Origin of the sequence: Thalassolituus sp. UBA6592 (assembly GCF_002433655.1) — a bacterium.
In the GTDB taxonomy this organism is placed as follows: Bacteria; Pseudomonadota; Gammaproteobacteria; order Pseudomonadales; family Oceanobacteraceae; genus Venatoribacter.
In genome coordinates, this window is record NZ_DJIO01000135.1 from 13,221 (window position 1) to 39,579 (window position 26,359).

At 54.2% G+C, this 26,359-nt stretch carries 30 protein-coding genes; 14 read left to right on the forward strand and 16 right to left on the reverse strand.

All coding sequences use genetic code 11. The annotated features are described in order from the left end of the window. Positions 1 to 81: 81 nt before the first annotated feature. Together B2Z72_RS13185 and B2Z72_RS13190 are read left to right on the forward strand one after the other, a co-directional pair. On the forward strand, positions 82 to 468 hold the full coding sequence (locus B2Z72_RS13185) for a hypothetical protein (protein ID WP_296981571.1): 387 nt from the start codon (positions 82 to 84) through the stop codon (positions 466 to 468). A gap of 48 nt (positions 469 to 516) precedes the next feature. Continuing rightward, entirely contained in the window at positions 517 to 972 is a 456-nt protein-coding gene (locus tag B2Z72_RS13190; protein ID WP_296981570.1) for a flavodoxin domain-containing protein, read from the forward strand. 32 nt (positions 973 to 1,004) lie between these two features. On the opposite strand, the gene B2Z72_RS13195 is transcribed toward B2Z72_RS13190, so the two are convergent. Together B2Z72_RS13195 and B2Z72_RS13200 are read right to left on the reverse strand one after the other, a co-directional pair. After that, positions 1,005 to 1,463, reverse strand: coding sequence for a hypothetical protein (locus B2Z72_RS13195; RefSeq protein WP_296981569.1), 459 nt, complete (start codon positions 1,461 to 1,463; stop codon positions 1,005 to 1,007). A 73-nt stretch (positions 1,464 to 1,536) separates the two neighbouring features. After that, positions 1,537 to 2,238 carry a hypothetical protein gene (locus tag B2Z72_RS13200; RefSeq protein ID WP_296981568.1) on the reverse strand — a complete coding sequence of 234 codons (702 nt, stop codon included), beginning with the start codon at positions 2,236 to 2,238 and terminating at the stop codon, positions 1,537 to 1,539. Positions 2,239 to 2,456: 218 nt separating this feature from the next. Here B2Z72_RS13200 and B2Z72_RS13205 point away from each other — a divergent pair, with 218 nt between their 5' ends. Further along, entirely contained in the window at positions 2,457 to 3,182 is a 726-nt protein-coding gene (locus B2Z72_RS13205; RefSeq protein ID WP_297005009.1) for a TetR/AcrR family transcriptional regulator, read from the forward strand. Between the two features lie 26 nt (positions 3,183 to 3,208). On the opposite strand, the gene B2Z72_RS13210 is transcribed toward B2Z72_RS13205, so the two are convergent. The 3 genes from B2Z72_RS13210 to B2Z72_RS13220 all read right to left on the reverse strand — a co-directional run bounded on the left by B2Z72_RS13210 (position 3,209) and on the right by B2Z72_RS13220 (position 5,832). Then, positions 3,209 to 3,460 (reverse strand): hypothetical protein, encoded by a 252-nt coding sequence (locus B2Z72_RS13210; protein WP_296981566.1) that lies wholly within the window; start codon positions 3,458 to 3,460, stop codon positions 3,209 to 3,211. Positions 3,461 to 3,715: 255 nt separating this feature from the next. Continuing rightward, positions 3,716 to 4,834: an NAD(P)/FAD-dependent oxidoreductase gene (locus B2Z72_RS13215; protein ID WP_296981565.1), complete on the reverse strand. Its 1,119-nt coding sequence runs from the start codon at positions 4,832 to 4,834 to the stop codon at positions 3,716 to 3,718. An 80-nt stretch (positions 4,835 to 4,914) separates the two neighbouring features. Beyond that, complete coding sequence (locus B2Z72_RS13220) at positions 4,915 to 5,832, reverse strand: putative solute-binding protein (protein ID WP_297005011.1); 918 nt, start codon at positions 5,830 to 5,832, stop codon at positions 4,915 to 4,917. A gap of 310 nt (positions 5,833 to 6,142) precedes the next feature. Here B2Z72_RS13220 and B2Z72_RS13225 point away from each other — a divergent pair, with 310 nt between their 5' ends. The 8 genes from B2Z72_RS13225 (at position 6,143) to B2Z72_RS13260 (ending at position 12,789) form a co-directional block, all read left to right on the forward strand. Further along, positions 6,143 to 6,343, forward strand: coding sequence for a DUF2788 domain-containing protein (locus tag B2Z72_RS13225; RefSeq protein WP_296981205.1), 201 nt, complete (start codon positions 6,143 to 6,145; stop codon positions 6,341 to 6,343). A gap of 171 nt (positions 6,344 to 6,514) precedes the next feature. Next, complete coding sequence (locus B2Z72_RS13230; protein WP_296981208.1) at positions 6,515 to 7,024, forward strand: hypothetical protein; 510 nt, start codon at positions 6,515 to 6,517, stop codon at positions 7,022 to 7,024. Positions 7,025 to 7,086: 62 nt separating this feature from the next. Then, entirely contained in the window at positions 7,087 to 7,338 is a 252-nt protein-coding gene (locus B2Z72_RS13235; RefSeq protein ID WP_296981209.1) for a DUF4404 family protein, read from the forward strand. A gap of 29 nt (positions 7,339 to 7,367) precedes the next feature. After that, a complete protein-coding gene (locus B2Z72_RS13240) occupies positions 7,368 to 7,805 on the forward strand; it encodes an HPP family protein (RefSeq protein WP_297005014.1) in 438 nt (145 codons plus the stop codon). A gap of 186 nt (positions 7,806 to 7,991) precedes the next feature. Next, positions 7,992 to 8,690, forward strand: a complete 699-nt coding sequence (locus B2Z72_RS13245; RefSeq protein ID WP_296981213.1) for a helix-turn-helix domain-containing protein — start codon at positions 7,992 to 7,994, stop codon at positions 8,688 to 8,690. Positions 8,691 to 8,775: 85 nt separating this feature from the next. Further along, positions 8,776 to 9,966 (forward strand): glycosyltransferase family 4 protein, encoded by a 1,191-nt coding sequence (locus tag B2Z72_RS13250; protein ID WP_296981215.1) that lies wholly within the window; start codon positions 8,776 to 8,778, stop codon positions 9,964 to 9,966. 50 nt (positions 9,967 to 10,016) lie between these two features. Next, a complete protein-coding gene (locus tag B2Z72_RS13255) occupies positions 10,017 to 10,316 on the forward strand; it encodes a hypothetical protein (RefSeq protein ID WP_296981216.1) in 300 nt (99 codons plus the stop codon). A 259-nt stretch (positions 10,317 to 10,575) separates the two neighbouring features. Further along, complete coding sequence (locus tag B2Z72_RS13260) at positions 10,576 to 12,789, forward strand: CHASE2 domain-containing protein (RefSeq protein ID WP_296981217.1); 2,214 nt, start codon at positions 10,576 to 10,578, stop codon at positions 12,787 to 12,789. Between the two features lie 83 nt (positions 12,790 to 12,872). On the opposite strand, the gene B2Z72_RS13265 is transcribed toward B2Z72_RS13260, so the two are convergent. From B2Z72_RS13265 to B2Z72_RS13275, 3 genes are all read right to left on the reverse strand, one after another. Continuing rightward, complete coding sequence (locus tag B2Z72_RS13265; RefSeq protein ID WP_296981219.1) at positions 12,873 to 14,543, reverse strand: FecR family protein; 1,671 nt, start codon at positions 14,541 to 14,543, stop codon at positions 12,873 to 12,875. Positions 14,544 to 14,553: 10 nt separating this feature from the next. Next, entirely contained in the window at positions 14,554 to 15,483 is a 930-nt protein-coding gene (locus B2Z72_RS13270) for a hypothetical protein (RefSeq protein WP_296981222.1), read from the reverse strand. 126 nt (positions 15,484 to 15,609) lie between these two features. Then, positions 15,610 to 15,936, reverse strand: a complete 327-nt coding sequence (locus tag B2Z72_RS13275; protein WP_296981224.1) for a hypothetical protein — start codon at positions 15,934 to 15,936, stop codon at positions 15,610 to 15,612. 400 nt (positions 15,937 to 16,336) lie between these two features. Here B2Z72_RS13275 and ccoM point away from each other — a divergent pair, with 400 nt between their 5' ends. Further along, entirely contained in the window at positions 16,337 to 16,456 is a 120-nt protein-coding gene (gene ccoM, locus B2Z72_RS13280; protein ID WP_296981226.1) for a cytochrome c oxidase subunit CcoM, read from the forward strand. A gap of 301 nt (positions 16,457 to 16,757) precedes the next feature. Here ccoM and B2Z72_RS13285 read toward each other — a convergent pair whose 3' ends face one another. Genes B2Z72_RS13285 through B2Z72_RS13320 form a run of 8 tightly spaced genes read right to left on the reverse strand, consistent with a single transcriptional unit; the run spans position 16,758 to position 24,317 of the window. Next, on the reverse strand, positions 16,758 to 17,552 hold the full coding sequence (locus tag B2Z72_RS13285; protein WP_296981227.1) for a septal ring lytic transglycosylase RlpA family protein: 795 nt from the start codon (positions 17,550 to 17,552) through the stop codon (positions 16,758 to 16,760). A gap of 56 nt (positions 17,553 to 17,608) precedes the next feature. Beyond that, on the reverse strand, positions 17,609 to 18,580 hold the full coding sequence (gene mltB / locus B2Z72_RS13290; RefSeq protein WP_296981229.1) for a lytic murein transglycosylase B: 972 nt from the start codon (positions 18,578 to 18,580) through the stop codon (positions 17,609 to 17,611). A gap of 29 nt (positions 18,581 to 18,609) precedes the next feature. Further along, a complete protein-coding gene (gene rodA / locus B2Z72_RS13295) occupies positions 18,610 to 19,755 on the reverse strand; it encodes a rod shape-determining protein RodA (protein ID WP_296981231.1) in 1,146 nt (381 codons plus the stop codon). Next, entirely contained in the window at positions 19,755 to 21,608 is a 1,854-nt protein-coding gene (gene mrdA, locus B2Z72_RS13300) for a penicillin-binding protein 2 (RefSeq protein WP_297005017.1), read from the reverse strand. The genes rodA and mrdA overlap by 1 nt, the downstream gene beginning before the upstream one ends. Before the next feature lie 9 nt (positions 21,609 to 21,617). Beyond that, on the reverse strand, positions 21,618 to 22,085 hold the full coding sequence (gene rlmH, locus B2Z72_RS13305; RefSeq protein ID WP_296981235.1) for a 23S rRNA (pseudouridine(1915)-N(3))-methyltransferase RlmH: 468 nt from the start codon (positions 22,083 to 22,085) through the stop codon (positions 21,618 to 21,620). Continuing rightward, positions 22,082 to 22,426, reverse strand: coding sequence for a ribosome silencing factor (gene rsfS, locus B2Z72_RS13310; RefSeq protein ID WP_296981236.1), 345 nt, complete (start codon positions 22,424 to 22,426; stop codon positions 22,082 to 22,084). The genes rlmH and rsfS overlap by 4 nt, the downstream gene beginning before the upstream one ends. 6 nt (positions 22,427 to 22,432) lie before the next feature. Continuing rightward, entirely contained in the window at positions 22,433 to 23,080 is a 648-nt protein-coding gene (nadD, locus tag B2Z72_RS13315) for a nicotinate-nucleotide adenylyltransferase (protein ID WP_296981237.1), read from the reverse strand. Then, positions 23,061 to 24,317: a glutamate-5-semialdehyde dehydrogenase gene (locus B2Z72_RS13320; RefSeq protein WP_296981239.1), complete on the reverse strand. Its 1,257-nt coding sequence runs from the start codon at positions 24,315 to 24,317 to the stop codon at positions 23,061 to 23,063. Before B2Z72_RS13320 ends, nadD begins: the two co-directional genes overlap by 20 nt. 105 nt (positions 24,318 to 24,422) lie before the next feature. Between B2Z72_RS13320 and B2Z72_RS13325 the strand changes: the two genes are divergently transcribed. Beyond that, a complete protein-coding gene (locus tag B2Z72_RS13325; protein WP_296981240.1) occupies positions 24,423 to 25,358 on the forward strand; it encodes a GGDEF domain-containing protein in 936 nt (311 codons plus the stop codon). Then, positions 25,348 to 26,334 (forward strand): GGDEF domain-containing protein, encoded by a 987-nt coding sequence (locus B2Z72_RS13330; protein WP_296981241.1) that lies wholly within the window; start codon positions 25,348 to 25,350, stop codon positions 26,332 to 26,334. Before B2Z72_RS13325 ends, B2Z72_RS13330 begins: the two co-directional genes overlap by 11 nt. The last annotated feature ends 25 nt before the right edge of the window (positions 26,335 to 26,359 follow it).

Here is a 26,359-nt window from a genome sequence, read left to right on the forward strand (position 1 = left end):
TTGCGTGCTCAGGTCTATGCTTCCTTTAAGTAAAGCAGCTCAGGGCAGAATCGCACTGAGATAATATGCAGGAGATTATTAATGGCGGACAACAACATTCCCTCGCCGTTAGAAGTGCTGGCCCGCATTGATGCCGCGCTGGAAAACTCCGGCCTGAAGACTCTGAAAGCTGAACGCGAACCTGTGCCTCTGTTCCGCCAGCTGCTGAGTGAATGGCTGATGGAGCAGGGCGTGGAGAATGCCGATCGGGTTGAATGGTGTGGCGATCTGTCGACACTGCTGCAGCATCACCGGCTGAGTGAACTGCGCAACAGCGTGCGTAAATGTTATCAGGAGACCTGTCAGCTGAGCCGCGCCCATGGCCGTCTGACGCAGTGGAACCAGAAGGAGCTGGATAAAGAGTACGATGCCATCATCCTGCACATCGATCAGTATCGGCTGAATCAATCCGGCGGTCAGGGTTACTGAACGCCGCCTCTGTTCGTATAATCCGGCTTTTACCGGGAATTTATTGATATGTCTGTTGTATATCTTGCGGTTGGCAGTGTCAGCGGCACAGCGATGGCTGTGGCTCAGACGGTAAAGGATCAGCTGCAGTCTCTGGGTCACACCGTGATTCAGGAAGAAAACGCATCGGTGGAAGGACTGAACAGCAGCGGCTGTGATGCGGTGCTGATCATTACTTCAACGACAGGTCAGGGCGATCTGCCGGCCAATATCATCCCCTTTTACGTTGCTCTCGAAGAACAGTTCCCGCTGCAGAATGGTCGTCCGTTCGGCGTGATCAGCCTGGGCGACAGCTCTTATGATTCCACTTTCTGTAATGGTGGCGCTTTATTTGAAGAGCGTTTTTACGAACTGCAGGGAACCCAGCCAGTGCCGCGCGTTACCATTGATGCCATGGAAACCATCACCCCGGATGATGACGCTTTGTTCTGGCTGCAGGAATGGGTTGAGAAAGTACTCGGCTGAGTTGTACTGGCGCATGTGAGGTAAAAAACGCCTTATTGCGTGATCCGGGCCGAGGCTATGTTGTGCATCAGGGTATTGAGGCGGGTGATCTGCTGGCGTTCAGAGTAGCCGGTGCCACGCTCAGTGAACTGCTCTCGGGCATTGTCGAGAATTGCGACTGCGTCGAGGGTGTCTTCTTCATTCATGTCGCTGCGCGCCATGTGAATGGCGGCGAAGGCATTAAGATCCGAGGTGCTGACAAGACCATATTGCTGCAGTTTCTGCTGCAGTGCGGAAGTCTGATCCGGCGTCAGAGCGTGCACGTCAAAGTCGGTAGCCACCGCACTCACCATTAAGGCTCTCTGAGACGGGGAGTAAAGCCCATTCAGGTCCGCCGCTTCTGCGCTGTCAGTGGCGGCGTTTACTGCATTGGCAGCCGCTGCCTGCTGGGTGCTGGTGTCGTTGCCAGGAGCTGGCTGATGTTGCAGATAGTTAGTCAGTGCGCTGAGCATAGTCGTGTTTCTCCTCTCTGAGGGGGACTATGCAGCGCCTGTGCCAGTCGCGCAGTGAGCGTGTAAAGCCCCGTCAGAAGCGGTATTGCACCGCTAAAACAGGACCGAAAGCGGCAACCTGCCAGCGTTGGGCGGCAGAGTTTGCCGCTGCCTGCCGGTAGTTGCCGTTGTTGTAGTCTTCCTCTGCCTGCATCATCTGCGTGGGGGCGGTATAGATTTTAACTTCGGAGGCGATTACCCCGCTGATGAAGGTCATCCAGCCGTCGTCCGGACGTTTGTCATCATAGGCGACCGCCAGCCCCGCCAGCCCATTTACCAGCGTTGACAGTGCATGACTGGTAAAACTGCGCTCATAGCGTTCGCGGCTGGCTGCGGCGCTGAGCCAGGCTTCTGCCTGCAGCAGTTTGGCCTGCTGCTGTTCTTCATTGTCGTCTGGCATGGCCGCCAGCTGCCCGGCGTAGTTATGCGTTTGCATGGGATTGAGCAACATATCTGCGGCGCCCAGCAGGCTGGTGGTAAAGCCGGTCGCTCTGTCATAGCGGTTATGGCTGCCCTCTGTTTGGGTGTAGGCAATGCCGTTAAGCACCGTTACCCCGGTAAAAATACTGAACCAGCCGTTCTGCCATAACCTGGAATTCTGTTCCGTTTTATTAAAACTTTGTTGAATAAAATTCAGCCTTTCGGTTTTTGCGGTGCTGGCCGCCTCGGCCGGAAGTATCATAAAGATCAGACCAAAGAAGACGACCGTGCGGTTTAGCATGTGGATAAAGCGCATAAAATAAGCCCCGTTTAGTGTGAGATAGCATTTTCTTATTGTTAATAACTGGCTAAATAAATTAGTGGTACTAAGGTACATAATATATAGAGTTATTGCACTAAAACGGGTGCGGATTTTTACCTATGGCGCATTCTGGCTGAAATACCCATGTAAATTAGTGGTTAATTCAGCATAATGTTTTTATACATAGCAGTAATGAGTATGCCCGGGAGTTCATGATGACAGTGGCTGGGCAAGCAGAAGTTGAGAAAACAAAACCATTAGAATATCAGGGAAGAAAGGCCAGCAGGGCTAAAAGTGAGCAGCGCAGGCGGCTGATTCTGGAAGCGGCATTACGCATCGTGGTGCACGATGGTGTACGCGGTATCCGTCACCGTGCCGTTGCGAAGGAAGCAGGTGTTCCCCTGGCAGCAACCACCTATTACTTTAAAGATATTGATGAACTGATCGTCGATACCTTTACTCTTTATACAGAGAAAGCGCTGTCCACGGTTAATGAGTTTACTCATCAGTTTTATCAGCCGATGAGCACCATGGCCGGTAGCGGGCATGACATTACCACGCCGGAAGGGCAGAAAGATCTGATCGACTTTATGGTTGAACAGCTGACTCTGTTTATGCGTGAGCAGATTGTTGCCCAACGTGACATGCTGGTGGTGGAGCAGGCATTCCGCTACGAAGCGATCGTTAACGAGCGTATTCGTGAGCTGGCGAAGCTGCACCGTACCGTGATTTTTGATCGCGCTGTGGAGTTCTTTTCGCAGGTGGCGCAGTCTCCTGAGCCAGCAGCTGACGCTGAAATTCTTCTCGGTCTGTTCCACTCGCTGGAATACCGCGCATTATTGATGGATCGGGCAGATGATCTGTCTCAGTACACGAATACGATCCGTCGTTACGTATCCCTGTTACTGCCTAATCTGCTCGATCAGATCAAACCCTGATCAACGCACACTTTGCGCTGTATCGCTTACAGCGCAAAGTGGTAGCCGTGGCGGGCCAGCATCATGCGCATCAGGCGCAATTCGGTATCGGATACTCTGTGCGTCGCATTGCAGTGTTCACACAGATAAAAGTGCTGCGTCTTTAGCAGATGCAGGCTGATATCCGTTTCTTCATCACAATGATCGCAGGTCATGGGTATCATGACTTTATCGGACAGGATCGTACTGACGTCGCCGGGCGCTGGTACTTCGGAACTGACCGGCAATGCTTGACTCATGTGCGACACCTCTCTGCAAATCTCTTTTAATTAACAACTGTTCTCAGAATAGCAGGCGCTGGAACGATGCTTGTGTCGTATCAGAGCGTTATCGTTAGATTTCGTAACACTTTGCGGCTGTGGTTACGGCATAAACAGTTACAGTGTAGTTCCCAAGTAGTGCCCCAGTAGTGTCTCAGTTACACAGAAAGTTCCCGGCATTGGCTTCGAATATTGTAAACACTCGTACCAATATGCTTTTTAACTGGTTCTTTCTTACTGGACACAGCTACTTTGTATCATTTCTGTAACCAGTTCGCCAATGGCGAGGGACGACGTCAGGCCCGGACTTTCGATCCCCAGTAACTGAATGGCGGTTGGAGCGCGGTGACTGAGCGTGATGTGAAAATCGGCAGCCGGCTGCTCCGCACTGTGCAGCTTGGGACGGATGCCCGCATAGTCCGGTTGCAGCAGCTCAGGATTGAGTGCCGGGAAATAGCTTTGTATTGCCTTGCTGAATTTCTCTTTCAGCTGTTCATCTACCTGGTAATCATCAATAACGCCCGCTGGCAGGTATTCGGTATCGGGTCCGAATTTTACCTGGCCACCCAGATCCAGCGTGGCGTGAATGCCCAGGCCCACCAGGTTGGTGTCCGGCAAAGGGTAAATCAGATGGCTGAAAGGGGATTTGCTGCTGTAGCGGAAATAGTGACCACGGCAGGGGTAGAGCTGAGGAACTCCGGCGGGGCTGGGTTGCAGGCTACCGGCCACGGTCTGGGCGTGCAGTCCTCCACAGTTAATCAGGGTGGTCGCTGAAACGGCAAAAGGTCTGTCTGACGTACTGGTCGTGATCTGCCATTGTGAGCCGTCGGCGTGGGCGGATAAAAAGCGGGTATTGCGTTGCAGCAGGGCACCGCGCCGTTGTGCCTGAGCGGCCAGGGTCTGCATCAGGTCGTGGCTGTCGATGATGCCAGTAGTTGGCGAAAAGAGTGCCGCTTCAGCCTGAACGGCGGGTTCCATGTCGTGCAGCTCCGTACGACTGAGCAACTGCAATGGTATTCCCAGACGCTCTCCGGTTGTCTGCAGTGCTGACAGTTTTGGGTGGTCGGCGGACGGCGCGACGATGAGCTTGCCGATTTGCTGGTGAGCGACTGAGTATTCCTGACAGAAAGCGTAAAGCAGTTCTTTGCCGCGCAGACACAGGCGTTCTTTCAGGCTGCCGGGAGGGTAATACAGCCCGGCGTGAATAACTTCGCTGTTGCGGCTGCTGGTTTCTGCACCGAACTGCGCATTTTTCTCCAGCAGCAGAACCTGACCATGCTGGCTCAGGTACCAGGCGCAGGCCAGACCGGTGATTCCGCCGCCAATAATGCAGTAGTCAAAATCCGCACTCATATCTCTGCTCTGCACCCATATCTGCTCAGTACCATTAACTGAAGGCAATTGTAGCGAAAGCATTCAGAGCAGTAACCGTCTCAGCCCTCGCGTTTTTCGGCACATTCATAATGGCCGGGGTCTGCATGGCAGCGCAGGCGGAACATCAGTTTCATCATACGTGGGTCGTAAACGCCGTCTGTGGTCAGAGTCAGACGTATCTGGCGCAACATTTCACGGTAGTCCAGTTCCATCTGCTCCGGCAGGTCGAGCCAGTAACCTTGTGGGATGTCAGATTCAGCCTGACGGATATGCTGCAGGGCTTTATCGAAGTGGGTAAAGGCGTATTCACGGCTACGCTGGGCAAAATCTGCGGGAAAACGGGAGGCGTAAATCACCAGCTGAAAATTCATCTGCGCCAGACTGAAGCGGTATATGCCGCCGCTGTCTCCGAGACCTTTGTACATTTCAAACGGCTGGTAAGCGATGGCCGGAGCATAAGCGATATCAACATCGCCGTTATTAAAGCGTGGGGCGAAGGTTGCTACGGTGGAGGGCACCATGGTGGCGCCTATATGCTCCACCACCTTTAATGACGGTTTATCGTAGTCCAGCGTGGCGATACGTTTGCCCGCAGCAGCGGCTACCGAGTTGATGCGTTTGTCGCGCACGTAAACATAGACCGCACCGCCAGGCATAATCCCCGCCACTTCATAATCGTCCTGACGCATATAAGGTGCCGCTTTTTCGCTGGCGAGCATGCCGATCAGGCTTTCCAGCTGCTGGTAATCCGTGATCCCGCCCAAGGCTTCAATGCTGGCCGTGAACTGATTGTATGGACGGACACGGGTTCCGGTAACGCCCATAGCATCGCACTTTCCCGCATTGAAGTCCGCCAGCACAACGGCTTCACTGGTATAGGCCTTCAGCGTCAGATTGGCGCCCCAGTTCAGCGCGCTGGTCTGATAATCGCGCATGGCATTGAATACCGGCCCTTTGCTGCCGACCGGGTCGAACACACAGAAGATCCGCTCTGGCGCAGTAGAGGCTGCTCCTTCTGCGTTCAGGCTGGCAGAGAGAAGAAGCGCGCTCAGAAGCAGAAGCAGCTTTGTGTTGCCGGCCTTGGTCCGGGAAAGATTTGTTGCACAGGAGAACATGCTGGAAGCCTTTTATTATTATTGGAGTCTTGCACGGAACGCACGGTAACCGGGCTGGCGTGTCTGTGCAGCCATGAGTAAGATACGCGCCGCAGCGTCCGTCAGCACCCGGATAAACAGAATAACTGGCCGGATATATCAGATCAGGCCAACGACAGACAGGTTATGTTTAATGAATGCAGCGCAGTTTGAATCCATTTCTTTATTCGTCGGTATCGGAGCCCTGATCAGCCTGATGGCATGGATTGTCTATGATCTGGGAAAACGCTCAGATGCGGGCAAGTTCGGTATGTTTGTACTTTTCTTTGCTCTTGGATTGGGCGTTGTTGGTTTTCTGATCAAAACCGTCATCGTGGAGTTCATGGATCTCTGATGCCAATGGCATCGCTGGCGGGGGCGTGAGCGCCCACTATCTGTCATATAAGGCCATAGCTACCCACGAAACCGGTCACAGGTGACACTGTGGACGGAGTTGGCTGGCAGGCGGCATGTTCCTTGACTATACCTTGTGAAGATCCCCTTCCCGGGGCTACAAGGAGTGGTTATGACTGCCGCCAGAGCTTTACCTGTGAATGATTTCAGACCAGGATTCCGCCTGCCGCCGTCTTTGATGAAAGGATTGCGGGGCAGTGCCTATCTGTCCAATGTACCGGTCAACCCGGATCAGCACAGCCTTGCCGGCTGCACCCCACAGCTCAGTGAACTGATTGAAGAAACACTGCCACTGGTCTGGCATCTGCTGACCCGCAGCGGTCAGAGTGGCGCTGAACCCGTGTGTTTTATCTATATTAATCCGCGAACATCACTCGCTGATAATGCCGCCGCGCTCGTGCAGTTGTTTGGTCAGCTGGATGGCATGCAGGCGGCTGTCGTGCCGATTTCTGCCAGCCATGCGACCATTCTGCATAGCTTCCGTATGGCGCTGCCATCGCTGTCCGGTGGCCGTGTCAGTAAGGTACGCCTGCTGTACATTGGTGACAGCGCTAACCGCGGCCCCATGGAAGCCATGGCCAACGAGAGCCACATGCCGTTTTCTTACCACGCGCTGTATTGATTTAAGTTGGCGCCTGCTGGCTGTGAATTGCTAAACTGTCGTATCTGACAGAGGAGCTAGTTATGCCAGAACAAAAACTCAAAGAGCAGTTGCAGACCTTGCACGATACGCTCGAACAACATCCGGAACTGGATGACGAAACCAAATCCCTGATGCTGAAAATTGCCGCTGATATCGAAGCTGCGGAAGGCGATGCCGTCGCTGACCTGAGTGATATGGTACAGGAGCAGGCTGTGCAGTTTGAGCAGGATCATCCAACTCTGTCCGGCGTTCTGCGCCAGATCGTTGATACCCTGGGACGCATCGGCGTCTGATCGTAACCTCAGCCTGAAGGAGAAAGCCCATGCGCCACATGCCTGTTCTTGCCGAAGTTATGACAGCATTTCCGGTCCATGTCGATGAACAGATGCCTCTGGTCAAAGCCGCGGAAGTGATGCGTGAGCATGGCTGCCATCATTTGCCGGTCATGGACGATGCCAATCAGGTGGTGGGGCTGCTGACGACTGAAGAACTGCGCCTGGCAGAAACGCCGGGGCACAGTATTGAGGATGCGGGTGAGCTGACGGCCGGGGATCTGTGCCGCCGCCAGCTTAAGCAGGTTGATCTTCATACCCGGCTGGATGTGGTACTGATGGGCATGGCCGATCAGGGCATTAATGCGGTGCTGGTACTGAAACAGGACAAACTGGCGGGTATTCTGACCAGTCAGGATGCCTGCCGGGCATTTGCTCTCTGGTTGCAGAAAGAGTATCTGCCGGATGATGACCCAGGCGTAGCCTGATCACTATTTGCACCGGCATGGAACATTACTCAGGTTCCATTGTTAACAAATGGCGCACATAATGCGCCATTTGTCGTAGATCGAACAGAATGATACTTTGGTTTATGGCTGAGTTCCCGCGTAATACGAGTGTTACGCAAACATGGTACGGTCCTTGCGAAGGGTAAAGTTCAGGAGGAACAGCCCATGTATAAAATCGCCGAAATGCAGGACTATCGCCAACCCGCTCCAGCTGCTTCAGTAGCCGCTACTGCCTGGTTGCACAAGGTTACCGAAATTCTGGAAGGTCGTTACCACGACGACGAAGCTATTCAACAGCTTCTGATGCTGGTAGCCGATCAGACGGGTCTGAGCAACGTTTCTGTTGCGTTACCGGATTCCCCAAGCCGTTTCAAGGCGCAGTATTGTTCAACCGGAGTCACTAACGGTGTTTACAGCTTTGCTGTTCAGCATGCGCTGTGCCGTCAGTTTGAGTCCCGTGAATGGCTGGTGATCAAAGAGGGCAGTGAACGCCCGGAACGCTTTGAGCCGACCGTTGATGCACTGAGCAAAGCTGACCGCTGTCTGCTGGTACCTCTGATGCTGCGTCAGTCTGTACTGGCCGTTATGGTACTGGATCTGCGTGGCCGTAACGAAGATCTGGATCTGACCATCGTTAACTTCTTTGGCGCTCAGATTGCTCACGTACTGGCAACTCAGGTTGTACCAAACTTTAAAACTCTGTACGCGCGTCCTTACCAGCGTGTACAGGCTGATGAGCTGAGCGAAATCCGCGCGGCCATCGAGAAGTGCAATGGCAACAAAACCATGGCTGCCAAAGTACTGGGTCTGACACCACGGCAGCTGCGTTACCGCCTGTCGAAACTGTCAGAAGAAGAAGCCTGAGTCCTGGCTGAAGACTGTTCTTCATGAAACTGTCATGGTCTGACAGGCACACTGGGTAAATTCTACCCGGAGTGTCCGTCAGAGCATGAGATCAGTATCTTCAGCGCAATATGGATCAGGCCCGATACGCCTGGCTATCGTCACCGAGACCTATGTGCCCGATGTGAATGGCGTTGCCAATTCTTTACGGCAATTGCTGAAGGCACTGGACCCGGAACAGTTCCGTATTCAGATCATCCGCACCCGTCCCCGTGAGGACTGGACGCCAGAGCACGACGAAATCTGGTGTCGTGGTGTCAGCATCCCCATGTATCCCGATCTTCAGCTGGGCCTGCCTGCCAGCGGTAAAATCCGCCACGCATGGGAGAGTTTTCAGCCTCATATCGTTTATATCGCCACCGAAGGTCCGTTAGGCATTTCAGCGCGCAAAGAAGCGCAGCAGCGCGGCCTGCCGGTATTGAGCGCTTTCCACACCAATTTTCATCGTTACAGCAGCTTCTATGGTCTGGGCTGGGTGCAGACCTTTACCCTGAACTGGCTGCGTCGCTTCCATAACCGTACCGCCATGACCATAGTGCCGTCGGAAGATATTGCGCAGAATCTGCGTCAGGACGGCTTTGATAACGTGCGGGTGCTGTCCCATGGTGTTGATTGTGATCTTTTTCACCCGCGGCGCCGTTCGGCAGCTCTGCGTGAGCAGTGGCAGGCAAGTGAAGCGACCCGGGTATTGCTGTACGTTGGCCGTATCGCTGCAGAGAAAAATATCCCGCTGGCGATTGATGCCTGGCGGGCATTACGCGACCGCGGCGATAACGTGCGCCTGGTGATGGTCGGTGACGGTCCGATGCGTGCGGAACTTGAGCGCGAGTACCCGGAGATTGTCTTTGCCGGAGTGCAGACCGGTGAAATGCTTGCCCGCCATTACGCTTCCGCTGATATGTTCCTGTTTCCCAGTCAGACGGAGACCTTTGGCCTCGTCACTTTGGAAGCCATGGCCAGTGGACTGGCGGTGGTCGCTTTTCCATTGGCGGCCGCAGCTTTACATATCCGGGATGGAGAAAACGGCCTGCTGGCGGCGTCCTGTGACGATCGTGCCTTTATTGAGTCTTCTCTCGGTATCCTGAACCAGAATGTTGCAGTTTTGCGACAGAATGCACGGAAGCAGGCAGAATTTGCCAGTTGGAAAAGCATTGCCGATCAGTTCTCAGTACTGATAAATGCTGAGCTGGTGGGCTCTGCAGCAACTTTACAGAGCACTGACAAAAGAATGGTATAAGCATTGCTAAACCCCCTTGACATTGAATTATAAATAACCGGGGGAAACGTATGGAATTTAATCGCCATAACATCGCTCTTCTGCAAAAGATTAAACGTCTGGCAAAAGATGAGCAGGGTTACGTGATTCATTTTGACTCTGATACGTTAGAGAAAGATCTGCGCCTGCTGGTCAAAAGCGGCGTCAGTCAGGAGCTGCTGATGCTGGTTGAGGAATTTCTGCCGACTCAGGAACCACCGGCAAAAGCCGAGATTCACCGGGTGTATCGCGGCAGACAGATTCTGATCGATGACGCTGAGCGCGCACCACGCAATCAGCGTATTTACCGGGGCCAGGTGGTAACAGCCTGATTCCTGCAGACCCGTAAATAAGGATTTTTACGGGCAGCTGATTCCCGTCAGTGATGCTGACACCTGTCATCTCCCTCACTCCATTTTTTCGCAATATTAACGGCACGGATTCAACGCGCAGAGCACAGGTCGTTTGCCTGAGCAAGAGCACTGCCGCTACTATAAGAATCTTTCCCCGGTTCACTGCAACCGCAGACTGGCGGGTGATAAAAACAACAGCGGAGCACAGCTCTCAGCAGGGATGTCAGCGGGGAACTTCATGTTCAGGTTTGTCTCGTCAGGGCGCGGCTTGCCCGGTTTAACCGGTATTGCGATTACCTTCCTTATAATTCTTTTGTCCCTGAGTCCAAAAGGCATGGGGCAGTGGATTCAGCGCCTCGATTACCTTCTTTACGACTGGCGCTTTGCCGCCGGACTGGCGCTTGAACCGCAGACAACGGGCGGGCAGCCCATCGTTATTCTTGATGTGGATGAGCGCTCACTTGCCACCGAAGGACGCTGGCCCTGGAGTCGTTTCCGTCTGGCCGAACTGGTGGACCGTCTGGCAGAGGCCGGTGCTGTGGTGACTGCTTTTGATGTGGTGCTGTCGGAGCCTGAACCTAATCCGCTGGATGAACTGCAGCAGCGTCTGAAATCTCATGGAGAGGGCAGTGAAGAGCTGAATGAAGACTGGCGCCCACTGGTTGATGCCGATGCCCGCTTTGTCGAAAGTCTGCCTGCCACAGATGTGGTGTTGGGTAATTTTTTTCTGGATGAAAGCGGGGTATCTGTCGGTGCTTTACCCAAGCCGGTTTACCGCCTGTCTGCAGAGGAAATTAACCATCTGGTCGTTATCACCAGGCCGGGCTATGCAGCCCCGCTCACTGAGCTGCAGCAGGCCGCGGCAGACGGCGGCTTTGTTACCACACTGAACGACGCCGACGGTGCCATACGCCGGGCGCCGTTGCTGATCCGCTATGGCAATGAACTTTATCCGTCGCTGGCACTGGCGACCCTGACCACTTATCTGTTTGACCGGGTAATACAGCTGGAAAAGGCCAGGATCGGCGATGTTGAAGTGATCCGTGGGGTTGGTCTGGGTAATATGTTTGCCCGTACGGATGCCTCTGGTCAGGTCATTGTGCCGTATCGCGGCGGGCGCAAAACGTTCCCGTATTTTTCCGCTACTGATGTGCTGCAGGGCAATATTCCGGACGGCGCACTGGAAGGTGCGATTGTGCTGGTGGGAACCTCGGCAATCGGCCTGGCTGACCTCAGGACCATGCCGCTGGAAACCCAGTATCCCGGCGTCGAAGTGCATGCCACCATCATCGACGCGTTTCTCAACGATGGTTTTCCTTACCGCCCTGAATGGGAGGCTGGTGCGACCCTGACGGTGTTGGTACTGCTTGGGGCTCTGCTGTCTTTGTGGCTGCCATCACTGGGGCCATTATCTGCCGTGCTGCTGAGCACGTTGGCGGCGGCATTGCTGGTCGCCGGTAATCTTGCGCTGTGGGTTAATTACCGGCTCGATCTGCCGGTAGCGGCGGCGCTGATTCTGGCAGTATCACTGACCATGCTGAATCTGGGCTGGGGCTTTACCCGGGAAAACCGCAGCCGCCGCCTGTTAAAAGGCATGTTCGATCAGTACGTACCGCCCGCTCATATCGACCGTATGGTGAAAGACCCGGATGCCTATCACTTCACCGGGGAGAGTAAAGAGCTGTCGGTACTGTTCAGTGATATCCGCAGCTTTACCAGTATTTCTGAAGGATTGAGTGCTGCAGATCTGAAAGCCCTGCTGAACAGCTATTTTACCCCGGTAACCAAAGTGATTTTCGATCATGAAGGCACCATTGATAAATACGTAGGCGATATGGTGATGGCTTTCTGGGGGGCGCCACTGGACGATGAACGGCATGCCAGTCATGCCATAGCTGCAGCGTTGCAGATGCAGCAGGTGACGCGCAAACTGAGCGTTGAATTTGTACAGCGTGGCTGGCCGCAAGTCGCCATCGGCATTGGTATCAACACCGGGCTGATGAACGTCGGTGACATGGGGTCTTCTTACCGCCGGGCCTATACCGTGCTGGGTGATGCGGTGAACCTGGGTTCGCGTCTGGAAAGTCTGACCAAGTTTTACGGTGTTGAAATTCTGGTCAGTGAATTTACCCGGGAGCAGGCCGGCGATTACCTTTTCCGTTTTATTGACCGCATTCAGGTGAAGGGCAAGGAAGAAGCCGTGGATGTGTACGAGCCTGTCTGTCTTGCCGCCGATGCTGGTGAAGAACTGCTGACAGAGCTGGATGATTACAGCCGTGCCCGCGGATTTTATCTTCAGCAGCAGTGGGATAAAGCCAGCGTGCTGTTTACTCATCTTGCCCAGGCCCATGGCGCAAAGATTTACCACATCTATCTTGAGAGGATAGCGGAGTTAAAAGATCAGCCGTTGCCCGGGGACTGGGATGGGGTGTATCGCCATACCAGTAAGTAATCGATCCAGTAAGCAATCGTTGTTCAGCGGATAAAAGAAAAGCGCCGTATGGCGCTTTTCTTTGTTCTCAGCACGGTGAGTATTTACTGCAATGTGCCCGGGAATGAGCTCCAAATCAGCAGACCGTTGAGTGTACGCGGGTCCGGATTGATGGAGTCGATAATGGTCTTCAGATAAAAGGCGCTGAGGAAGTTGGGCAGAATCTGATCCTGTTGCGGGTCCGGTGCGAACAGCATGCCGTTAAGGTTGCTGGCGTTCAGGTCGAGCGGCACAGAACCATCGGTCAGGAAGTCACTGAATGCGCCACCAGTCAGTATCGTAGTTATCTGGCTTGTGCCATCAACATTGATCAGGTTGCCTTCAAAATCGACATTCCAGCTTCCCACGGTACTTTCAATGTCGGTACCTATGTCCATAAAGAGAGTGCCTGTACTGATTTCCCCGGTATCAAGATCCAGCTGAAAGTCGCCATAAGCTGACGTCATGTCGTAGCCCTGATTGTCTGAGCCGATACCACTTTCGACGACGAAGGTAACAATGCCTGTGATTTCCGCAGCATTACTGTATTCAAACATATCCACCGGAGTCGCAATGGCCCAGTAAAGCGGCTCTTCCAGTGCGCCGGGTTGCGCATCGCCTTCCTGCTGGAAGGACAGCGGCGTTTCACTGCTGCCATTCCATACGCCCCAGGACACAAGCGTTGTCGGCGTAAGAGCGATGGTCGGGTCCGCAACCGCAGCAGAATCTGCACTGCCCATCTGAGTGACATCAATCACATCAGCAATGGTATTGCCGTCCATGCGTACGAAAGACATGGTGCCATCCAGATCAGTGAGGTAGGCCAGGCTGCCACCATGGGCGCCTGAGGAAATCACTGCCCGCTCGGGGGATGCCAGCAGATCGGCCAATTGTGCGGCGGTAATAAGTTCCACTGGCTCAGGTGTATCGGGTTCCGGGGTATCTGGTTGATCAGGCACTTCCACCACTTCGATGCCCAGATCCTTCAGCGCTTCCAGCGCTTCACCCAATTCCTCGGAGGTCACGTCATCCGGGTTGTTGAGCAGGCTATTGAGAATGTCGGCCGCGGCCTGGGTGTTGTCCTGTGCAGGCGCCTGCTGTTGTGAGCCCGAGTCCGTATCCGGCGCTTCGTCCAGTGATGGTGGAGCCTGCAGCAGGCCGGTAAAGCCGTTGCCACTGACGATGCCATAGGCGAAGTCGGCATCCATACCCAGATTAAAACTGCCCATTGGCGAGGTAATACGGATACCGCCTTCCCACACACCTGCGATCAGATCACCGCGTTGCAGCTGAATGCTGTACAGGGTGCCGCGCACGCCGATGGAGGCCACCGGGGTTTCGACTTTATAGGCTTCGCGGTTGCCTTTGCCGATGCTGCCGGTGAGGGTACGGAAACCACCTTCTACCAGCTCCAGCAGTACCTGGGGCTCGGCATTTTCAGCACCGGCATCATGATAGGCCTGAATTTTCAGCTGGCTGTTGGCTTTTAATGCCAGCATGCCTTTGTCGATAAAACGGATCTGAATGCGGCTGTTATCGCCGGTGACAATGGTGTCGGTTTCATACACGGCATCGCGGCGCTTCAGTTCACGGCTGATGCCGTCCGCAGAAATGGCGTTGGCTTCGCCTTTGACCATAATGACGTGGCCGGATTCGGTCAGGGCCTGAACCTGCAGCGCCAGTAATAACAGTGGCAGCAGAAGGGCAGCCTTAAGGGCGGAAGAAATCCTGTTCATAGTGGCGTCCTCAGAAAGTCAGATTCACCCCGGCTTCCGCCAGGTAACGATCATAGCTGTACAGATCAATATTGCTGCTGTAATCCATTACATTTGCCTGAATGTACAGGGATACCTGCTTATGCAGAGCATGGCGGGCACCTGCCAGAAACTGCACCAGGTCGTCATCCCGGGTTTCGCCAGCGGCCAGAATATTGGTTGTCGGCAGTGCTTCCTGATAACGATAAGCGCGGTACTGTAGCTGCGAGTAAATACTGGTTGCAGCGCCAGCGCGATAAATTCCCTGTAATGACAGACCGGCGGTGTCGCGCCCGCGATAATCGGTTTGCGGATCATCCGTGGCCAGCAGCAGTGTCAGGGCGGTGCTCCAGCGCGGCTGGCTGTAACCTATACCGGCCTGCCACTGCAGACGGTTAAGGTCCAGTTCCTGATCCACGCGGTTGCGCTGCAGGTTATAGCTGATGTCTGAGGTATAACGTAAACCGCTGGCCCGCTGGTTTTTCCAGCTGAAGCGCAGGCCACCATCATTCAGCAGCGAGTCACCGCCAAACCAGTAATGGCTGAAATTGGCGCTCAGGCCCAGAGTATGTGTGCCGCGCAGCCATTGCAGGCCGGCGTTGAGATTGGCGGTATCAAGGTCGAAAGCGTTGCTGTCGGTATTGTCTTTGCGGCTGACCCCGGCACCGATATTCCAGCGGCTGCGGCGGGTCATAGGCGCGGAGTAACTGGCCACGCCGCGTAATTGCAGGTAGCCACTGTCCTGTTCGCGCGAGTCGCGGTTGAGCAGCACGGGCTGAACAAAATCGAGAACTTCCACTTCCTCAAGATCCGTGGCGCTGTTGATGTTGGAATCGTAACCGCCGGCCAGAGTAATCAGGGCTGAGGCAATGGATTGCTGCTGACGACGCTTTTCTTCAATAGCATCGAGAAATTTATCCACACTGCGGGCAACATTTTCCGGCGGATTCAGCTCTTTAATCTGCAGGAACAGACGTTCGGCCTCAGCGTAGTTACCGAGCGTGTAGTAACAGCGCGCCAGTTCGGTCTGGTATCTGGGATTGTACGGCTAGTTGTTACTCAGCCGTTCAAAGATGAAAACGGCCTGATCCGCATGGCCGGACTGCATGGCGCTGAAACCATAGAAGAAATCGAAACTCTCATCGCCTTCGTAATCTGCAGCGCTATCTGAAGCCAGCTGGTAGGCGGCGTCGTAGTCGTCAGCGCGAAAAAGTTCGTTAAGTTTTTGCAGTGTTGCCGGCAGGCTTGTGTCTGCTGCAGCCTCTGACTGTGTCGCATCGCCACTGGCCTGAGCGGTGAATTCTTCCCCATTAACCGCCTGTGGCAGCACTATCTGAATCGCCAGCAGGGTTGCTGACAATGATCGAATGCTCATCCTGAATCCCTGTGTTCCTGGTTGCCATTTGATGACTTTTTGTTATTGCCCGTGATCCTAGTTTGCCCGCACTTTGCTTAAATACCAATCGGCAAAATGACTAATCCGGCGTAATTGTTCCGATTAAGTAGTTTTTGCGCCTCCATCCTCAGCAATCTTTGCACCATTAACCATTGGCTGAATAAGGATATTTGACCTGAATCAATGTGTGGATTTAAGTGCGTTCAGCGCGATTTTTAACTTGATTTGAATCAATTCCGGCTTCCGGCGCCTTGCTAAAGTTACTTCAACGACGCCGGACGAGCCCAGTGGTTCGGGCAGGATCAACCCAGTTGACGAGCTTCATACCGGCAATCATGCCTGGCACAGACCCGGCGAAATGCGACGAGAGGTAAAGCTTATGTTTATGGATGAAGTGGTTATTTCCGGTTTATTGATCGTAGGTCTTACCTGCGCCTTTTTTGCTGGCGTATACATTGCCGTCAAAAAAGATATGCAAAAACACGGAACTGGCGAGTAATCGTCAGTCGTTTACCCCGGGCTGACAGGGCACCGGGGGCGGCTGCAAACGTGGTCGTTGGGCATCAGCCCTCCTGTTTTCTGCGCTGAGTACCTTGCCTCTGGGCCCAACAATGGTTGTGGCCCTTTTTTTTGCCTGCCATTTACCTGCCAACTCGCCTGTTCACTGCCAATCTGTGTCTGAGTCAGCAAGCTGGGCAAGAAAAGGATGAGAATAAGAGAAGGGGGCTAAAGGAATGAAGTTAAAGGGATGAAGTTAAACGAAGCGAACAGAAACGCAGTAAGCATTAGAAAAAGAAGCCCTAAAGCTGATGAACCGCCAGCAGCAGGGGATCGGTTATATTGATTTCTTTCAGGCGGGCCAGCACCGCATCGAGAGATTCCCCTTCCGGTACGGGACCGATACGGACTTTGTGCAGCGGCTTTACGGTATCCGGCGTGGTAATGCTAACCGGCCACTGCATTGGCATAAGGGCTTGCTGCAGAGTCTGTTGCAGGCGTTCTGCGGCTTTGATATCCGATAATGCACTGACCTGAACCCAACGCACGCTGTCGTCATGGGGTGGTTGCACCACTTCAACTTCCACTTCTGCAGTGCCTTGCTTATTTATTCCCAGTTTCACTGCGGCGACGTAGGACAGATCAATAATACGGCCTTCATGGAAGGGGCCACGGTCGTTCACCCGCACAATGACGGATTTACCGTTATCGAGTCGGGTAACTTTTACATAAGACGGTAAAGGCAGGGTTTTGTGCGCGGCGGTGAACTGGTAGACGTCGTAAATTTCGCCGTTGGACGTGCGGTGACCATGGAATTTCATGCCATACCAGGAGGCAATTCCCCGTTCTTTATAGCCCACTGCGCTGTCCATTACATGGTATTCCTTGCCAAATACTTTGTAGCTGGCAGGGTTACCCATGGCACTGCGGGGTTCAATTCTGGGCTCAGGTTCTGCCATTTCATGCTGCTCTGTGAGCGGCGATGGCGTGAAATCCTGATCATGCTGGTAGCGGGAAGGCGCACTGCTGCAACCGGCCAGCAGCAGCGCTGCGATCATTGCCAGCAGGGCTGAATGCCGGCCTGAAGTACCTGTCATTGCGCGCTGGTCAATAAGGCGGTGGCAGAACAGGGCGCAAAGGCGCCCGGTCAATATCACTTAAGTGCCTCACTCAACTGGTACACGGCCATCGCGTACAGACGGCTGTGGTTGTAACGGGTGATTACGTAGTAGTTGTATTCACCGAGCCAGAACTCCGCGCCGTTTTTGCCCTGCAGGCGCACCAGATTGGCTGGGCGATCACCGGCGATCGCTTCCGTCGGCTTAACCCCAAGCGCTTCCAGCTCGGCCACTGTCCATTTAGGCTTGAGGCTGTCATTGATGATCTCTTCGTACTTATCACCGGAGACATGCACACGCTGGATTACAGCTTCACCGGATTTCCAGCCGTGGCGTTTGAAATAGTTGGCAACACTGAAAATGGCATCCGCCGGGTTGCCCCACAGGTCGCGTTTGCCATCGCCGTCACCGTCGACTGCATAGGCGAGGTAGCTGGTTGGAATAAACTGGCCATAGCCCATAGCGCCGGCGTATGAACCTTTGATGGTGGCCGGATCAAGGCCTTCTTTTTCGGCCAGTGAGAAGAAGGCTTTCAGTTCGCGCCAGAACAGCGGGCGTTTAGGATAGTCAAAGGCCAGCGTGGACAGTGAGTCCAGAACCCGGTAGCCACCCTGACGGGTACCGTAGAAGGTTTCGACGCCAATAATCGCGGCAATGATTTCTTTGCTGACGCCATATTCTTTTTCTGCTGCAGCGAGCAGATCTGCATGCTTTTCCATAAAGGCTTTACCGGCAGAAATGCGTTTGCTGGTCAGAAAAATATCCTGATAGCCGTCCCATTCGAGAACTTTTTCCGCAGGACGCTGGATGGCCTCCAGGACCGAATCCATTTTTTCAGCCTTTGCAAGCCAGCTGCGCAGTTCATCCGGATTCAGTTTGTATTCTTTGCTGGCTTCGGCGATGAATTCTTCGGTGCGCTCATGTTGATCGTAATTTGCCAGTGCTGATGACGCGCTGAAAAATAACAGGCTGCCAATTCCGATCAGTTTTTTTCCCATAATTTGCATGCACTTTCCTGCTTATTGTAATTGCCGTTTTAACTGCGGCGGTGAGTCGCCATCGACATCAGTACCCCAAATGCCGTCAGCAGACTGACCACTGACGTGCCGCCATAACTCACCAAAGGCAAGGGTACGCCGACCACTGGTAAGATGCCACTGACCATACCTATGTTTACGAAAACATATATGAAAAAGGTCACAGATAAACTACCGGACAACAGACGACCAAAAAGAGTTTCACAGCGGGAAGACAAATACAGACAGCGCATAATAATCAGGAAATAAACGGACAGCAGAATCAGTACACCGATCAGCCCCAGTTCTTCCGCCAGCACGGCAATAATAAAGTCAGTGTGGCTTTCCGGCAGGAACTCAAGCTGTGACTGAGTACCCTGCAGAAAACCTTTGCCATCAATACCGCCGGAGCCAATCGCGGTCTTCGACTGAATGATATTCCAGCCGGAACCGAGCGGATCACTTTCCGGGTTGAGAAACGTAAGTACCCTTTGTTTCTGATACTCACGCATTACGAAAAACCACATCAGTGGCGCGCAGGCGGCTACCAGACTGACGCAGGATAAAATCAGCCACCAGGACATACCGGCAAAAAACAGCACCAGCGCACCGGAGGCGAAAATCAGAATGGAAGTCCCCAGATCCGGCTGCTTCAGAATCAGAACGGTAGGCACAGCAATAATAATGATGGCTTTCAGCAGATGGGTAAATTTTGGCGGTACCGGATGACGCGACATATACCAGGCCACGGTTAATGGCAGTGCCAGCTTGACCAGTTCGGATGGCTGAAAACGCGGCAGACCGGGCAGTGCCAGCCAGCGCTGCGCCCCCTTGGCACCAACGCCCATCACCAGTACACCGACCAGCGCCAGCACGCCGATCAGATAAGCCCACGGAGCAAGATTGCGGTAAATACGCGGCGGAATCTGTGCGGCGATGGCCATGACCACCATGCCAATGGCGAAGTGAATGGCCTGACGTTCGACCATGCCCATCATCTGACCGCTGCCACTGTACAGAATCAACAGACCGCCAGCAGCGAGGATGAGCAGCAGTAAGGTCAGAGGCAGATCGAGGTGCACCTTGCGGAACATCGCCTGACTGCGCCCGAAGCCGGAATGGTGTTCGCCGCTGCCCATGGTGCGGCTGAAATCAGTACTCGCCATCAGCCTTCCGCGCCTCCGAGGTATTCGTTAATAATGCTTTGTGCCACAGGCCCTGCCGTGCGTCCGGCGGACTCACCATTTTCAATCACTACGGCGATGGCAATTTCTGGCTTCTCCACCGGTGCGAAAGCGACGAACAGCGCGTGGTCACGCAGACGCTCACGCAGGGCCTCAGAATCGTATTCTTCATCCTGCTTAATTCCCACAACCTGCGCTGTACCGGTTTTACCGGCAATCGGGTATTTCAGGTTGGGAAGCAGACGGCGCGCGGTACCGTGCAGACCGGAAACCACTTCCTGCATAGCATGACTCATGCGATCCCAATCTGCGGGATCGCGTAATTCGATATCGGGAATGTCGCCGTGGGCGATCTCATCGACCTGGTCGTTATGGGCGTAAATAAGATGCGGTACTTTCCATACCCCATGATTGGCCAGTACCGCAGTGGCGGTGGCCAGTTGCAGTGGTGTGACCAGCGTATAGCCCTGGCCAATGCCCATGTTTACGGTATCACCGGCATACCAGAATGAGCCATGACGCTGACTCTTCCATTCACGGTCGGGCAGCAGACCGGGCAGGGCGTTGATCACATCCAGCGTCATGTCGCGGCCAAAACCGAACTGGCTGAGAAACGGCGAGATGGAATCCACCCCCGTACGTACGGCCATTTCATAGAAATAGGTATCGCAGGATTCCACGATTGCCCGTTCCATATTCACAATGCCATGACCCTGACGTTTCCAGTCACGGTACAGGCGCTCGTCATTTTCCAGCTGGAACCAGCCATGGTCGTTAATGGTTTCTTTCCAGTTGGTGGTGCCGGCATTGAGTGCCGCCAGACCAATAAACGGTTTCAGCGTTGACGCCGGCGGGTATTGGCCGCGCACAGTACGGTCAAACAGTGGCAGGTCCGGGTTGTCGCGCAGGGCGGAAAAGTTGGTGTGGGAAATACCGGTCACGAACAGGTTGGGGTCAAAACTGGGGTTACTGTAGAGGCTGACGATGGCGCCGGTGGCGACTTCAATGGCAACCAGCGCACCGCGCATGCCCTGCATTTCTTTACGCGCCAGATTCTGCAGGCGGGAATCGAGATTCAGGGTGATATCCTGTCCCGGAATCGGGTCCTGCTGTTCGATCACACGGATGATACGGCCGCGGGCATTGGTTTCCACTTTCTGGTAGCCAACTTCACCGTGCAGATCATTTTCGTACTGTTTTTCAACACCGATTTTACCGATCACCCGGGTGGCGCTGTAACGGCGCTTCATATCGTCGTCGGCGTCGATGCGTTTCTGCTCACCCTGCGTAATGCGGCCGACATAGCCCAGAGCGTGAGCAAAGGCTTCGCCCTGAGGGTAATGCCGTACCAGCTGGGCTTCGACATCCACGCCGGGCAGGTAGAAGCGGTTCACCATTACCTTGGCGATGTCTTCTTCGCTCAACTTGTGGCGCAGCACTACCGGTTCATACGGGCGGCGACGGGTTTTACGGCGTTTTTCAAACTGCTCAATATCGCGCTCACTGATACCAATCAGCTGATCGAGAAAGTTCAGGGTTTCGTCCATATTCTTCACCCGTTCCGGCACCAGAGTGAGACTGTAGGCCGGAATATTTTCTGCCAGCAGTACGCCGTTGCGGTCGTAGATCAGGCCACGGTTAGGAGGAATTGGACGGAGCTGAATCCGGTTGTTTTCGGAGAGGTCTTTGTATTTTTCATGCAGGGTAATCTGCAGGTAGGCCATGCGCCAGGCGAGGATACCGAGGAATATCAGGATAAACACAGCCAGGACAATGGCCCGGGCGCGGAACAGGCTGTGCTCCGCCACCTTATCTCTGAATGAATGTTCCCACATCAGCCGGCCTCACTTATGGTAAGGATGGCCCTGGAGGATGCTCCAGGCACGATAAATTTGTTCCGCCAGCAGGACCCGCACCAGCGGGTGGGGCAGGGTCAGGGCAGACAGTGACCAGCGCTGTTTGGCCAGTGCCAGAACGTCGTCGGTCATGCCATCGGGACCACCGACCAGCAGGGCAACATCGCCACCCTGCATACGCCAGTTTTCCAGCTGTGAGGCCAGTTTTTCAGTTGACCAGGAAGCACCAAGCACATCCAGCGCAACCACATGGTCCTGGGGACGAATGGCTTTGCGCAGGGCTTCCGCTTCCTGTTGCATGGCTTTTTCTTTGCTGGTGTTTTTGGCGCGGTGGCCAGGAGGGATTTCGACCAGTTCGATACTGCAGTCGGCGGGCAGGCGCTTGGCGTATTCGGCAAAGCCCTGCTCAACCCATGCGGGCATTTTGTGCCCGACGGCCAGCAGCCTCAGCTTCATGCGTCGCTGCTTCCGCTGTCCGGTTCACCCCACAGGCGTTCTAAATCGTAAAAATGACGGGACTGATCGGTCATTACGTGGACGACGACATCCACCAGATCGATGAGCACCCAATCAGAGGCAGAGCGCCCTTCTGTGCCATTCGGGCGCAGACCGGCTTCTTTGACTTTGACTTCTACGTTGTTGGCGACAGCCGCAACGTGGCGGTTAGAGGTACCGGTGGCGATGACCATCCAGTCGGTAACGGAAGTGCGTCCGCGGACGTCGAGGGTAACAATATTCTGCGCTTTCATGTCGTCCAGCGCTTCGGTTACCAGATCTTTTATTTGGTCAGCTTGCATTAATTTCTATCGATAGAGTTGTTGTTGATCAATATATTCCAGCACCGCGTCCGGCGTCAGAAAGGTTACATTGTCGCCTTGCTTGAGGGCGCGGCGCAAGTCGGAAGCCGATACATCCAGCTCCGGCCAGTGGTGCAGACAGATTCGACCTGCTTCATAGGCTAACAGTTCACGGATACTGCATTCCCGTTGTTCCAGCTGCTGCTCCTGCCAGTGACTGACATTGCGCACACCGGGACGACTGATAACCAACAGGTTTGCCTGGTCCAGCAGTTCACCGGGTTTGTGCCAGTGTTCAAAGCCCTGCCAGGCGTCCTGACCCATGACCCAGGTAAAGCCGACGTCAGTGTACATCTCATGCAGGGCTTCTACTGTGATAGCACTGTAGCTCAGATCATCACGCTCCAGCTCAATGCTGCTGGTATCTACGCCATCAAGACGGGCGCAGGCCAGTTCCAGCATGGCCAGACGCTGAGCGCCGGTGGCCTGAGGCTGTGGCCGGTGTGGCGGAACATGATTGGGGATCAGCAGCACTTTTTCAAAGCCGAGATCCCGCAATTGCACCGCAATCCGCAGGTGACCGATATGCACCGGGTCGAAGGTGCCGCCGAGCACCGCCCAGCGTTTTTCCCGATTATTGACGGATTTCACCATTACCTAACACCACGTATTTCTGTGATGTCAGGCCTTCCAGACCAACCGGACCACGGGCGTGAATCTTATCGGTGGAGATGCCGATTTCCGCGCCCAGACCGTATTCGAAACCGTCAGCAAAACGGGTAGAGGCATTCACCATCACTGAGCTGGAATCCACTTCGGTCAGGAAGCGGCGCGCCAGTGTGTAGTTTTCGGTGATGATGGCGTCGGTATGGTGTGAGCCGTGATCATTGATGTGATCCATGGCCTGTTCCAGCGTATCGACAATTTTCATCGCCAGAATCGGTGCCAGATATTCGGTATCCCAGTCTTCAGGGCAGGCGGCATTAATGTCGTTAAGAATCGCCATGGTGCGTTCGCAACCGCGCAGCTCAACACCAATACCACGGTAGGCTTCGGCCAGTTCCGGCAGAACATCTGCCGCTACGGCTTCATGCACCAGCAGGGTTTCCATGGTGTTGCAGGTGCCATAACGATGCGTCTTGGCGTTAATCGCGATATTGATGGCCTTGGTTTTGTCAGCAAACTGGTCGATATAGACGTGACAGATACCGTCCAGATGTTTGATTACAGTGACCTTGGCATCACGGCTGATGCGTTCGATCAGGCCTTTGCCGCCACGCGGTACGACAACATCCACATACTCAGGCATGGTAATCAGCTGGCCAACGGCTTCGCGGTCAGTGGTTTCCACCACCTGTACACAGGTAGCCGGCAGACCAGAGGCTTCCAGACCGGCACGGATGCAGTCAGCCAGCGCCTGGTTGGCGTTAATGGCTTCAGAACCACCGCGCAGAATCGCCGCGTTGCCGGATTTCAGACACAGAGATGCGGCTTCAATGGTTACGTTCGGGCGGCTTTCATAAATAATGCCGATCACACCTAAAGGCACGCGCATTTTACCCACCTGAATGCCGCTTGGACGGTATTTCAGGTCAGTGATTTCGCCCACAGGATCTGCCAGAGAGGCTACCTGGTGCAGGCCCTCAATCATGGTGTCGATGCGGTCGTCGGTTAATTCCAGACGATCAAGCAGGGCGGCATCGAGGCCATTGCGGCGGCCCTGTTCCATATCCTGCTCGTTAGCGGCTTTGATCCGGTCACGCTGTTCGGCGATGATTCCGGCAATGGCCAGCAGGGCTTTATTCTTGTCTTCGGTGGTGGCTCTGGACATAGCGCGCGCCGCCTGACGGGCGTTCTGACCCAGAGTCTGCATGTACTCAGCTACGTTCATCAGTAAAGCCTGAACTCAATATCGGATAAAGTGCGCTAGTATACACCAAGAGGTACAGGATAACGCCATCCTGTATGGTTCAGCAGACGGGACGTCTTCCTTATTATGGAAAAGGCACATTTTCACAATCTGATTATGCAGCAGGTAAAGGTTCTGTATTCATTGCTGATGGCTCTGGGCCTGAGCGTGATCGCAGCACTGGATCTGCTGGAAAATAAAAAGCAGTTTGCCGTCATCGCCGCGGCATTTTCGTTCTTTCTGGTAATGTTTGCCGCTTATCTGCTGTTGCGCCGGCGTAAACGCTCGTCGCCGTATCCGGAGTGGGTGCTGGCCAGCATGCTGTTGTTATTCACTCTGTTTGGTATGCATCAGAATGCGGATGTCGCGCATTGGGTCTATCTGGTCCCCGTCTATATTTACTTTCTTTTCCCGTTTAAGCCCGCCACTTACATCACTATGGCTTACAGTGTGGCGCTGGTGATTCTGGTTCTGGATGATTTCAGCAGTTACACCCGCCTGCAGATGCTGTTTACCTACGCCGCCTGTTTTACTTTTTCCGTGATGTTTGCCCTGATCAATGAGCGGACTAACCGGGCGCTGGGGGAAATCGTCAACACCGATCCGGTTACTCAGGTCTACAACGAGTTTCAGCTGCATCTTGATCTTAATAAAGAGATGACCCGGGCTGACCGTCAGCGCAGTGACCTGTGTCTGGTGGCGGTGGCGACACCGCAGGAGTGGAGCCGGCTGAAGGAAGAAGACTATGAGCAGAAACTGGTGCAGCTGGGTAAAAAGCTGCGTCGTGCCCTGCGTCGTTACGATGCCTGTTACCGCCTCGATACCGATGATTTTGTTATTCTGATGCCACACAGTCATCAGCGCCAGGCTGAGCAGCTGATGGCATCGCTGCGCCAGACGAAGGATGACGAGGAGCCAGGCGTGATCTGTAACCTCACGCTGCACGCCGAGCTTTACCGGCCGGACGACGATGCCGACAGTCTGATCAGCCGGTTAACAGAGGGCCTGCAGCATGCTGAATAACCTTACCCGGGAAGAACTGCTGCCACGCCTGCAGACCATAGTGTATCTGCTGGCGGCACCGGCCATCGCTGTGCTTATGTATGATCAGTATCGTCAGGGCCTGTATTCGCTGGTGCTGAGCAATGCGATTGCAATTCCGGTCCTTATTTTCAGCAGTCTTTATATCTTTATTAACCGCAATCACGACAGCTCCGCCTGGATCAATTATCCGCTGACCATCACGCTGGCCGGGCTGGCTCTGTATCAGTTGCCAGAATATCCGGAGCTGATGACGCATTGCCTGTTTGCATTGCCGATGTTCAGTTATTTTGCTCTGCCACTGGCGGCCGCCACCCTGATTAATCTGCTGGTGGCTGTGATTATGGTGATTCTGTTGTGGATGGATGAAGGGTTTGCCCGGGCATTAAGAACCGGGGTGAATTATTCGCTGTTGCTGGGGTCGGCCTGGTGTTTTGCTTATCTGATGATGCTCAAAATTGCCTCATTGAAGCGTCTGGCGCTGACCGATCAGGTCTCTGGCGCTTATAACCGCCGCCATTTCTTTAACACGCTGGAACGTGAAATCGCACGCAGCGAACATTCGCGGCAGAGCGTCAGTCTGATCGGATTGTCGATTGATGATTACCGCCAGCTGATTGATATTCACGGTAACCGGGTGATGTCGCAGTTTTTGCCATATTTTACGCAGAATACCCAGCAGATGATCCGGGCCGGTGATGAAGTCTTCCGCCTTGGGGACGATCTGTTTGCGCTGATTCTGCCGCATTGCGCCGAGGACGGTGCGCTGGTGTTGATGGAACGGATCAAACGCAGCCTGCAGCAGAAACCCTGGCAGCCCTTTGCGGAAATTTCTCTGAGCGCTGCGTCTATGGGGCTGACGCCGGGCGAAGACGCCAAAGATGCCGAGAAGCGCCTGTTAGCCAAACTCAGGAAACAAAAGCGTGCCAGCCTGCAGCTGGCAGCTTTTTCTGATTAATTAATGAAGCGTCTGGCTGCTGTTT

Bases quoted from the DNA above. Each gene is read 5' to 3' on its own strand.
- B2Z72_RS13185 (WP_296981571.1), top strand. From the start codon at position 82: ATGGCGGACAACAACATTCCCTCGCCGTTAGAAGTGCTGGCCCGCATT.
- B2Z72_RS13190 (WP_296981570.1), top strand. From the start codon at position 517: ATGTCTGTTGTATATCTTGCGGTTGGCAGTGTCAGCGGCACAGCGATG.
- B2Z72_RS13195 (WP_296981569.1), bottom strand. From the start codon at position 1,463: ATGCTCAGCGCACTGACTAACTATCTGCAACATCAGCCAGCTCCTGGC.
- B2Z72_RS13200 (WP_296981568.1), bottom strand. From the start codon at position 2,238: ATGCGCTTTATCCACATGCTAAACCGCACGGTCGTCTTCTTTGGTCTG.
- B2Z72_RS13205 (WP_297005009.1), top strand. From the start codon at position 2,457: ATGATGACAGTGGCTGGGCAAGCAGAAGTTGAGAAAACAAAACCATTA.
- B2Z72_RS13210 (WP_296981566.1), bottom strand. From the start codon at position 3,460: ATGAGTCAAGCATTGCCGGTCAGTTCCGAAGTACCAGCGCCCGGCGAC.
- B2Z72_RS13215 (WP_296981565.1), bottom strand. From the start codon at position 4,834: ATGAGTGCGGATTTTGACTACTGCATTATTGGCGGCGGAATCACCGGT.
- B2Z72_RS13225 (WP_296981205.1), top strand. From the start codon at position 6,143: ATGAATGCAGCGCAGTTTGAATCCATTTCTTTATTCGTCGGTATCGGA.
- B2Z72_RS13230 (WP_296981208.1), top strand. From the start codon at position 6,515: ATGACTGCCGCCAGAGCTTTACCTGTGAATGATTTCAGACCAGGATTC.
- B2Z72_RS13235 (WP_296981209.1), top strand. From the start codon at position 7,087: ATGCCAGAACAAAAACTCAAAGAGCAGTTGCAGACCTTGCACGATACG.
- B2Z72_RS13240 (WP_297005014.1), top strand. From the start codon at position 7,368: ATGCGCCACATGCCTGTTCTTGCCGAAGTTATGACAGCATTTCCGGTC.
- B2Z72_RS13245 (WP_296981213.1), top strand. From the start codon at position 7,992: ATGTATAAAATCGCCGAAATGCAGGACTATCGCCAACCCGCTCCAGCT.
- B2Z72_RS13250 (WP_296981215.1), top strand. From the start codon at position 8,776: ATGAGATCAGTATCTTCAGCGCAATATGGATCAGGCCCGATACGCCTG.
- B2Z72_RS13255 (WP_296981216.1), top strand. From the start codon at position 10,017: ATGGAATTTAATCGCCATAACATCGCTCTTCTGCAAAAGATTAAACGT.
- B2Z72_RS13260 (WP_296981217.1), top strand. From the start codon at position 10,576: ATGTTCAGGTTTGTCTCGTCAGGGCGCGGCTTGCCCGGTTTAACCGGT.
- B2Z72_RS13265 (WP_296981219.1), bottom strand. From the start codon at position 14,543: ATGAACAGGATTTCTTCCGCCCTTAAGGCTGCCCTTCTGCTGCCACTG.
- B2Z72_RS13275 (WP_296981224.1), bottom strand. From the start codon at position 15,936: ATGAGCATTCGATCATTGTCAGCAACCCTGCTGGCGATTCAGATAGTG.
- ccoM (WP_296981226.1), top strand. From the start codon at position 16,337: ATGTTTATGGATGAAGTGGTTATTTCCGGTTTATTGATCGTAGGTCTT.
- B2Z72_RS13285 (WP_296981227.1), bottom strand. From the start codon at position 17,552: ATGACAGGTACTTCAGGCCGGCATTCAGCCCTGCTGGCAATGATCGCA.
- mltB (WP_296981229.1), bottom strand. From the start codon at position 18,580: ATGCAAATTATGGGAAAAAAACTGATCGGAATTGGCAGCCTGTTATTT.
- rodA (WP_296981231.1), bottom strand. From the start codon at position 19,755: ATGGCGAGTACTGATTTCAGCCGCACCATGGGCAGCGGCGAACACCAT.
- mrdA (WP_297005017.1), bottom strand. From the start codon at position 21,608: ATGTGGGAACATTCATTCAGAGATAAGGTGGCGGAGCACAGCCTGTTC.
- rlmH (WP_296981235.1), bottom strand. From the start codon at position 22,085: ATGAAGCTGAGGCTGCTGGCCGTCGGGCACAAAATGCCCGCATGGGTT.
- rsfS (WP_296981236.1), bottom strand. From the start codon at position 22,426: ATGCAAGCTGACCAAATAAAAGATCTGGTAACCGAAGCGCTGGACGAC.
- nadD (WP_296981237.1), bottom strand. From the start codon at position 23,080: ATGGTGAAATCCGTCAATAATCGGGAAAAACGCTGGGCGGTGCTCGGC.
- B2Z72_RS13320 (WP_296981239.1), bottom strand. From the start codon at position 24,317: ATGAACGTAGCTGAGTACATGCAGACTCTGGGTCAGAACGCCCGTCAG.
- B2Z72_RS13325 (WP_296981240.1), top strand. From the start codon at position 24,423: ATGGAAAAGGCACATTTTCACAATCTGATTATGCAGCAGGTAAAGGTT.
- B2Z72_RS13330 (WP_296981241.1), top strand. From the start codon at position 25,348: ATGCTGAATAACCTTACCCGGGAAGAACTGCTGCCACGCCTGCAGACC.